8 protein-coding genes are annotated in these 7,321 nt (G+C 69.6%); 6 read left to right on the top strand and 2 right to left on the bottom strand.

Translation table 11 applies throughout. The features are described 5' to 3' along the window. Window positions 1–220, bottom strand: a 220-nt coding sequence (locus ACWC09_RS25245; protein WP_450852862.1) for a hypothetical protein, incomplete at its 3' end; no start/stop codon positions are given. Here ACWC09_RS25245 and ACWC09_RS25240 point away from each other — a divergent pair. Together ACWC09_RS25240 and ACWC09_RS25235 are read left to right on the top strand one after the other, a co-directional pair. Next, complete coding sequence (locus tag ACWC09_RS25240) at window positions 113–388, top strand: helix-turn-helix domain-containing protein (protein WP_450852861.1); 276 nt, start codon at window positions 113–115, stop codon at window positions 386–388. The genes ACWC09_RS25245 and ACWC09_RS25240 overlap by 108 nt on opposite strands. Before the next feature lie 644 nt (window positions 389–1,032). Further along, window positions 1,033–2,289, top strand: a complete 1,257-nt coding sequence (locus ACWC09_RS25235; protein WP_450852860.1) for an IS701 family transposase — start codon at window positions 1,033–1,035, stop codon at window positions 2,287–2,289. Window positions 2,290–2,345: 56 nt separating this feature from the next. Here ACWC09_RS25235 and ACWC09_RS25230 read toward each other — a convergent pair whose 3' ends face one another. After that, window positions 2,346–3,227, bottom strand: coding sequence for a helix-turn-helix transcriptional regulator (locus ACWC09_RS25230; protein ID WP_450852859.1), 882 nt, complete (start codon window positions 3,225–3,227; stop codon window positions 2,346–2,348). 202 nt (window positions 3,228–3,429) lie between these two features. Between ACWC09_RS25230 and ACWC09_RS25225 the strand changes: the two genes are divergently transcribed. Genes ACWC09_RS25225 through ACWC09_RS25210 form a run of 4 tightly spaced genes read left to right on the top strand, consistent with a single transcriptional unit; the run spans window position 3,430 to window position 7,253 of the window. After that, complete coding sequence (locus ACWC09_RS25225) at window positions 3,430–4,866, top strand: MFS transporter (protein ID WP_450852858.1); 1,437 nt, start codon at window positions 3,430–3,432, stop codon at window positions 4,864–4,866. Then, complete coding sequence (locus tag ACWC09_RS25220) at window positions 4,856–5,752, top strand: alpha/beta hydrolase (protein ID WP_450852857.1); 897 nt, start codon at window positions 4,856–4,858, stop codon at window positions 5,750–5,752. Before ACWC09_RS25225 ends, ACWC09_RS25220 begins: the two co-directional genes overlap by 11 nt. Next, on the top strand, window positions 5,749–6,270 hold the full coding sequence (locus ACWC09_RS25215) for a hypothetical protein (RefSeq protein ID WP_450852856.1): 522 nt from the start codon (window positions 5,749–5,751) through the stop codon (window positions 6,268–6,270). The genes ACWC09_RS25220 and ACWC09_RS25215 overlap by 4 nt, the downstream gene beginning before the upstream one ends. Further along, window positions 6,267–7,253: an MsnO8 family LLM class oxidoreductase gene (locus tag ACWC09_RS25210; protein WP_450852855.1), complete on the top strand. Its 987-nt coding sequence runs from the start codon at window positions 6,267–6,269 to the stop codon at window positions 7,251–7,253. The genes ACWC09_RS25215 and ACWC09_RS25210 overlap by 4 nt, the downstream gene beginning before the upstream one ends. The last annotated feature ends 68 nt before the right edge of the window (window positions 7,254–7,321 follow it).

Genomic DNA, 7,321 nt, shown 5'->3' with positions numbered 1-7,321 from the left:
CGCAGGCCGTCTCCTGGGGAGACCTGGCCGAGGATTTCGCCTTCACCGATGCCGAGATGCCGAAAAGGACCAGATCCAGAAGGGGGCGCAGGCGATGGTCCTGGCCACTCGTGTGCACCGCCTCGCCGAGTTGCGGAAGCGGCAGCACACCACACAGGTCCAGGTCGCCGAAGCCATGGGTGTTACCCAGGCCCGCGTCTCCCGTATCGAGAAGGGTCAACTGGAGCGCAGCGAGGTCGACACCCTCGCTTGTGTGACGGTTCCATCCCCTTGGCTGAACTGGGCGGACGCGGCTGTTGCTGTGGTAAGCGTCCAACTCATCGCCCCCCAGGGGCCATTGAGGGGTCAGAAGGACAGGAACACATCGACAAGCACGACATGGGACTGACACTGATCAGCCCGTTTGACCTGGGGAAACGTCAAAGATGAGCGTTGATGGGCAAGGGCCGCCAGGATCCCCAATGGACTCATCATCCGTCGGCCGTGGGTTCGAGTCCCACCCGCCCCACTGCGCAGGCCTCTGACATGCGGAAACGTCTCATTGCGGGTGCGGATTCAGGGTTTGCGTTACGGGGCTGAATCCGCTGCTCGTGAGTTCAACTCTGTGGCTGGTGGCGTTTGTTCGCATCGCTCCGACCTGTGCTGACGTGTTGTCTGACGCCGCGGCGGGGCCCTGTGGGTGGTGTCTTCGAGGGGTGGGCGCTGAATTCGGGACGCTGGTGGGACGCAGGTTGCTCCATGGGTGATCTTCGGGGCAGCCCGGAAGCGCGGAGCGGAGTCGGTGCGGTGGCTGCCTGGGGGCATCCGAGGTGGTGGCCGCGCAGGGCGTCGGGCGGATGATCGTGGTGGTTGCGCCTCTGGGGCTGCGCAGACGTCGTACCAATGACTGGCCGCCAAGGATGTCACGGAGCGTCATGAACCTTTAACCTACAATTATCTCTCTTTGAGGCGCACGTCACAGCGAAGGCGTGCAGGGAGGTGGTTCGCTGATCAACTGAATCTGACTGGAGGCGTGAAGGGGGAACGCTGGCCATGCATTTATCGCGCGCACAGCAGGTCCTGGCAGGACCGGGCGCCCAGTCCGTTGACACCTTCGCGAAGCGGGTCTTCGGGTACCTACCACGAGCCGATCAGCGCCGATGGGCCCAGACTTATCTGAAAGGGCTGCTGCTCACCGACGGCAGGAAGTCGATGCGGCGGGTGGCGGAGTCGGTGTCCGGCTCGCCCACGGTGTGGTACTCGCTGCAGCAGTTCATCAACAGCAGTCCATGGGAGTGGGGACAGGCTCGTGATGCTCTGACACGGTGGATCGAGGAGCGGTCATCTGTGCGGGCCCTGACCATCACACCCGTTATCCTACCCAAGCGCGGCGATCAGTCCGTGGGTGTGCATCAGCGATTCGACCTCTCTTGCGGGCGAACCATCAACTGCCAGCTTGCAGTTGGCCTCTTCCTGTCCTGTCCGGGGGCCAATTTTCCTGTCGACTGGCGACTCGTGCTTCCACGGCAATGGACTGACGACCCCGGACTGCGCCAGCGTGCCCGCATACCCGAGACCGAGAGCTTCCGTCCGCGGTGGAGGCACATGGTGGACCTGCTGGCCGACCATGTCGGTAGCACCGCTTCACCGGACGTGCCGGTAGTGGCCGACATGAGCGACGCAACCGACCTCGTGGAGCTGACGGCCCTTCTGGTCGGCACGGGACGCGACTTCATCGTCGCTGTCAATCCCCGGCTGGTGTTCGCTCGCGAGGGCAAGGTGTCGGATCAACGTTTGCACAACCGCTCGCAGAGGACTCCACACAACGGCCCCCGTCCAAGGTCCGGGCTCGTGGTCGGCGGCCGTCCGGTCGGTTCGGACGCGCGGCGTACGTGGAGCCAGCACACCGCGGCCGTCACGGGTTCCGACGGGAGGTTCCGGCAGGCCCAGATCCTGTCCACGCTGGTGCGGCAGCCTGTTCGGAAGCCGCAGCAGGGTGGCGGTGATCAGCGGCCGTACAGGTTGTTCACCGAACTCGCCGCGGACGGACTGCCGGGCTCTCGGATCTGGTTCACCAACCTCACTCACCACCGCTTGGACGAGCTTCTCGAGCTGATCCGCCTCTACGTCAGTTCCACGGTCACGGCGGACTGCATGGACGGTCGCTACGAGCTGCTGGACTTCGCCGGCCGTTCCTTCCCCGCCTGGCACCATCACATGACCATGGCGTCGGCGGCGTACGCCCATCTGCGCCTGGCAGACTCCGGGTATCCGTCCCTGCCCTATCTGGCCGGGCAGCGCGGCGCCTGAAAAGGCACCGGCCGGGAGGCGATGTACCTCTCCCGGCCGGTCCGAGCGATCTGGCCTCACAGCGCCGCGGAGGTGCTCTCGACCTCAGGTGCGGCTGCGCTGCCCAGCAGGCGCAGAGCCGCCTCGGAAGGTGAGCCGGGTTCGGCCGTATAGGCGATCAGGCGCTGGCCGGACGAGCCGGGGATGACGAGGTTCTCGAAGCTCAGGTCCATCGTGCCGACCAATGGGTGACTCAGCTGCTTCACTCCCGAGGTACAGGTGCGCACCGGATGGCGGGCCCAGCGGGAGGCGAACTCATCGCACTGAACCGTGAGTTGGCCGACCAGCTCGGTCAGCCGGCGGTCGTCGGGGTGGCGGCCGGCGATCAGCCGCAGCGAGGCGACCGCGAGCTGCGCCTCGTCGTGCCAGTCGGTGTACAGCGCGCGGTAGCGGTCATCCAGGAACAGCATCCGCGTCACGTTGGGCCGGGTGGCCGGTGTCTCGGGGCTGTCCGCGGGCAGATGTGCGGCGAGCAGCGCGTGCCCCAGCCGGTTCCAGGCCAGTACGTCGTTGCGGCGGTCCAGGACCAGCGCCGGCACCTCCGACATGGCCGCCAGCAGTTGCCGTGCCGAGGGGCTGGCCTGCTCCGCGCGGGGCGTGGTGGGGCGGGCAGCGGTGGCGGTGGGCCGGGCCAGGTCCTTCAGGTGCGCGGTCTCGTCGTCGGTCAGCCGCAGAGTGCGCGCGATCGCGTCCAGCACGGAGTCCGAGGCGCTGAGGGCACGGCCCTGTTCGAGACGGGTGTAGTGGGTGATGCTTACCCCGGCGAGCATGGCCAGCTCCTCGCGGCGCAGCCCGCTGACCCGGCGGCGGGTCGGATGCGGGGTGATGCCGACGTCCTCCGGGCGCAGTGCGGCACGGCGGGACCTGAGGAAGTCTCCCAGTTCGGACGGAGCGTCCATCAATGCCTCCCGTTCACTCCCCTTCATGATGCCCGCCCGCCGGGCCAGGCGTGAGCCATAAGGGTGGTCATGTGATGACCACCCTTGCGCTGACTGTGCGAGACAGGGTGCTGGCTGGGTCCCCGGGCCGAGACGAGTCTCTTTCCCAACGGTGTGCACGACAGACGCACCGGCGAAGCTCGAACGAAAGGGACTCGACGTCATGTCCGTCACTGATTCGGACACGGCCGGTACGGCCGTAGGAACGGCTCCGGCCGTCCTCACCCCGCGTCTGCGGCTGGTGCTGGTGCTGCTGCTCGCGGCCCAGTTCATGCTGGCGGTGGACTTCTCCATCCTGAATGTGGCGCTGCCGGTGATCGGCGAAGGCCTGGGCTTCTCTCTGGGGCATCTGCAGTGGATCGGCACCGCGTTCGCCCTGTGCGCGGCGGGGTTCACCCTGCTGTTCGGCCGGGTCGCGGACCTGTTCGGTCGTCGCAGGCTCTTCCTCGGCGGTCTGGTGGTGCTGGGCGCGGCGTCGATGGTGGGCGGTCTGGCGCAGAACCCGGAGGTGCTGATCACGGCCCGTGTGTTCCAGGGGCTCGCGACCGCGGCGGTGACCCCGGCCGGCCTCTCGCTCATGACGACCTCATTCCCGGAGGGCCCGCTGCGGGAGAAGGCGCTCGGCCTCAACGGGGCTCTGATGTCCGCCGGGTTCACCACCGGAGCGATCCTCGGCGGTCTGCTGACCGACCTGCTGTCCTGGCGCTGGGCGTTCTTCATCAATGTGCCCGTCGCCCTCGCCGTCCTGATCGTCGCCCCGACGGTCATCAAGGAGTCCCGACCCGACGAGCGCCCGAAGCTGGACGTTCCCGGCGCCATCAGCGTCACCCTCGGTCTGCTGGCCGTCGTCTTCGGCCTCACACAGGCCGGTGAGCACGGCTGGGGCTCCGCGAACGCGCTGCTGTCGCTGGCCGTCGGTGTCCTGTTGCTGATCGTGTTCTGGGCCGTCGAGCGCAAGGTGAGCGCCCCGCTGGTACCGCTCAGCGTGCTCGGCAAGCGTTCGGTGGCCTGGGGCAACATCGCCGGTCTGATCGCCTTCCTCACCGAGACCTCCCTGGTCTTCCTGCTGACCCTCTACCTCCAGGAGGTGCTCGGCTTCTCCCCGCTGGCCGCCGGTCTGTCCTTCGGTGTGCTGGGCATCGGAACGGTCGTCGGCGGCTCGGTCGCCCCGAAGGTCATCGGGAGGATCGGCAGCAAGCAGACGCTGATCACCGGTGGCATCCTGCAGACCGTGTTCACGGCCGCCCTGCTCGGCCTCGGCGCCACTCACTCCTCACTCTGGCTGCTGCTCGTCGCCACCTTCGCCGGCGGTGTGGGCAACATGCTCGTCATCGTCGGATTCATGGTCACCGCGACCTCCGGTCTCGCCGACCACGAACAGGGCCTGGCCACCGGGCTCGCGACCATGACCCAGCAGATCGGCATCACCATGGGCACGCCGATCATGAGCGCCATCGCCACCGCCGCGATGACCGGCACGGGAGCCTCGGCCATCCTCGGCGGACTGAAGACGGCCATCGCGGTCAACGCCGCCCTCGTTGTCTTCGGCGCCCTCACCAGCGCCGTGTTCCTGCGTGGTGCGCGGTCGAGTGCGCAGTAACTCACGACGGTACGAACCCCGCGCCGGCCTGGCCGCTCCGGACGAGGACAGGGCCGTACGTCCGGACGGTCGGCGGTCCGGTGAGGTGCAGTGGCGGCCGGTCTGGCTCGACGCGGGGACCCATCGGATACCGGTTCGGATCTACCGGCCCGGACCGCGGCCGTACGGCTGGCTGGTCTGGGCGCACGGCGGCAGCTGGCAGGCGGGGTCGGTCGAGCACTGGCACGGGCCCGTCATGGACCTCGCGAGGACCTCGGGGTGCACGGTGGTCAGCACCGGCTACCGGCTGGCCCCCGGCTATCGGCACCCCGCCCAGCTGGAGGACGTGCTGACCACGCTGTCTTGGGCCGGGGAACAGGCGGCGGACGGCGAGCCGCTGGCGGTCGGCGGGGACAGCGCAGGCGGCACCATCGCCGCCTGCGCGGCCCTCGCCCGCCGCGACCGCGACCAGCCGCTCGCCGCCCAGGTGCTGGCCTACCCGCCACTGGACCCCGACTGCGCCGCCGCCTCGTACACCAGCGAGCGGGGCGCCTTCCCCGCGGCGGAGGATCTCCGGCTGGCCTGGGAGACGTACCGCGGCGGGGTGGAAACCGCCGTACGCGGAGGGATCCCGCTCTACAGCACCCCCCTGGCGGCAACGCGGCTGGGCTGCCTGGCCCCGGCCGTACTCGCGGTCGGCGAGCTCGATCCCGTCCGCGATGACGTCGCGGAGTACGCCCGGCTGCTGCGCGAGGCGGGCAACGCCGTACGGCTGAAGACCTTCCCCGGCACCCCGCACGCGGCCTTCCTCGCCGCCGACGGTCCCGGTGCGGGGAACCCTGGGCTGCGGCGCTGGCTCGGCACGGCGCTGCGCGAGCAACTGCAACGACGGAAGGAGACACCATGACCACCACACGGCCCGAGACGGGGCCGCCGCACATCGCGGCCCTGCTGCGCCACTTCGGGGACCTGCGCGACGGCACCCACGGCGAGGGCGGCGACACTGTGTCGCGCCGGGGCAAGGAACGGCACTTCGAGCAGGCAGTCGAACTGCTCCACCCGTACGCCGTGCAGGTGCTGGAGGAGTTCGACACCGCCCTGCTCCTCGGTACCGGCGAGGTGGCGGCCAGCGGGACCCGACGCACCCAGGACCGGGGGCTCGGGGCGAGCTGGACGCTGTCGTGGCCCGAGCAGCGGGAGTCCGGGATCGCGCCGATCACCCTTCTCGCGTACTACGGCGGCGGTTTCCATCACCCACATCTGCGGGGCGCGACCGTGCACGACTGGCCGCTGAACGTGTTTTCGCCCGAGCAGGCGGCGGCCGAGGTTCCCACGCTGCGTGCGATCGCCACCGGTGATCTGCACAACCTGGTTTTCCAGCGGGACTACAGGATCGTGCCGGCGATCACGCGAGGCGCACGATGAGCGGGGCGGCGGCGCCGACCCCGCGTCTGTCGGTGCTGGACCAATCGCCCGTCGGCGCGGGCTTCTCACCGGCCGACTCACTGCGAGCGTCGGTCGAACTGGCGCAGGCTGCCGAGGAGTTGGGATACGTCCGCTACTGGACCGCGGAACATCACGGCTCCCCAGGGTTCGCGGGCTGCGCCCCGGAGATCCTCGCCGCCGTCCTGCTGGGCCATACCCGGCGGATGAGGGTCGGTACCGGTGGGGTCCTGCTTCCGCGGTACTCGCCGGCGAAGGTGGCCGAGGTCTTCTCGGTGCTGGCGTCGGTGTTCCCCGGCCGGGTGGACCTGGGCCTGGGCCGCAGCGGCGGTCCCGCCCACGACTATCCGCAGCGGGTGCGCGCAGTGCGAGTGCTGCTGGGTCTGGACGGCGCCGACCCGCTCGCCGGGGGCGACACGGGGCTGGTCCCACCCGTGCGGCCGCAGATGTGGCTGCTCGGTGCCGGCGCGAGTTCGGCGCTTCTGGCGGGTGAGTTGGGGACCGGGTACGCCTTCGCGCACTTCCTCGTGCCCGGGCCGGCCCGTGAGGCCCTCGCCTCCTACCGGGCGACGCTCGCCGAGCACGGCCGGGCGGACCGCGGGGGTGTGCTCGCCGTACGCGTGGTCACGGCCGAGAGCGAGGAACGGGCCGAGGCGCTGGCCCAGAGCGTGCTGCTGTGGCGGGCCCGCAAGGACCTGGGCGAGGACCTGCCGTTGCCCAGCGCCGAGGATGCGCGCAAGCACCGGTGGGATTCGCTGGAGGCCGAGCGGGCCGATGTCCGTCGGCGTTCCCTGGTGTGGGGGACGCCGGAGCAGGTGCGGGAGCGGTTGACCGAGTTGGCGGCCGAGCACGGGGTCGACGAGATCATGGTGAACACGCTGACTTGTGCGCCGGAGGACCGGTTGCGGTCGCATGAGCTGCTTGCTGAGGCTTTCGCGGGGGATGCGCGGGCGGTGCGGGTGTAGGCAGGCCGTCGTCCGCGCCCCTGAACGGGCGCTCATGGGGGCCGGGGTCTGAAGCCCCGGCCCCCGAC

The organism is Streptomyces sp. NPDC001617 (genome assembly GCF_053596855.1).
Note: the sequence above shows the minus strand (reverse complement) of the source record. Positions and strands in the feature narration are given on the sequence as shown.

Coding starts and splice junctions, on each gene's coding strand:
- ACWC09_RS25230 (WP_450852859.1), bottom strand. CDS start 3,227: ATGGACGCTCCGTCCGAACTGGGAGACTTCCTCAGGTCCCGCCGTGCC.
- ACWC09_RS25225 (WP_450852858.1), top strand. CDS start 3,430: ATGTCCGTCACTGATTCGGACACGGCCGGTACGGCCGTAGGAACGGCT.
- ACWC09_RS25235 (WP_450852860.1), top strand. CDS start 1,033: ATGCATTTATCGCGCGCACAGCAGGTCCTGGCAGGACCGGGCGCCCAG.
- ACWC09_RS25215 (WP_450852856.1), top strand. CDS start 5,749: ATGACCACCACACGGCCCGAGACGGGGCCGCCGCACATCGCGGCCCTG.
- ACWC09_RS25210 (WP_450852855.1), top strand. CDS start 6,267: ATGAGCGGGGCGGCGGCGCCGACCCCGCGTCTGTCGGTGCTGGACCAA.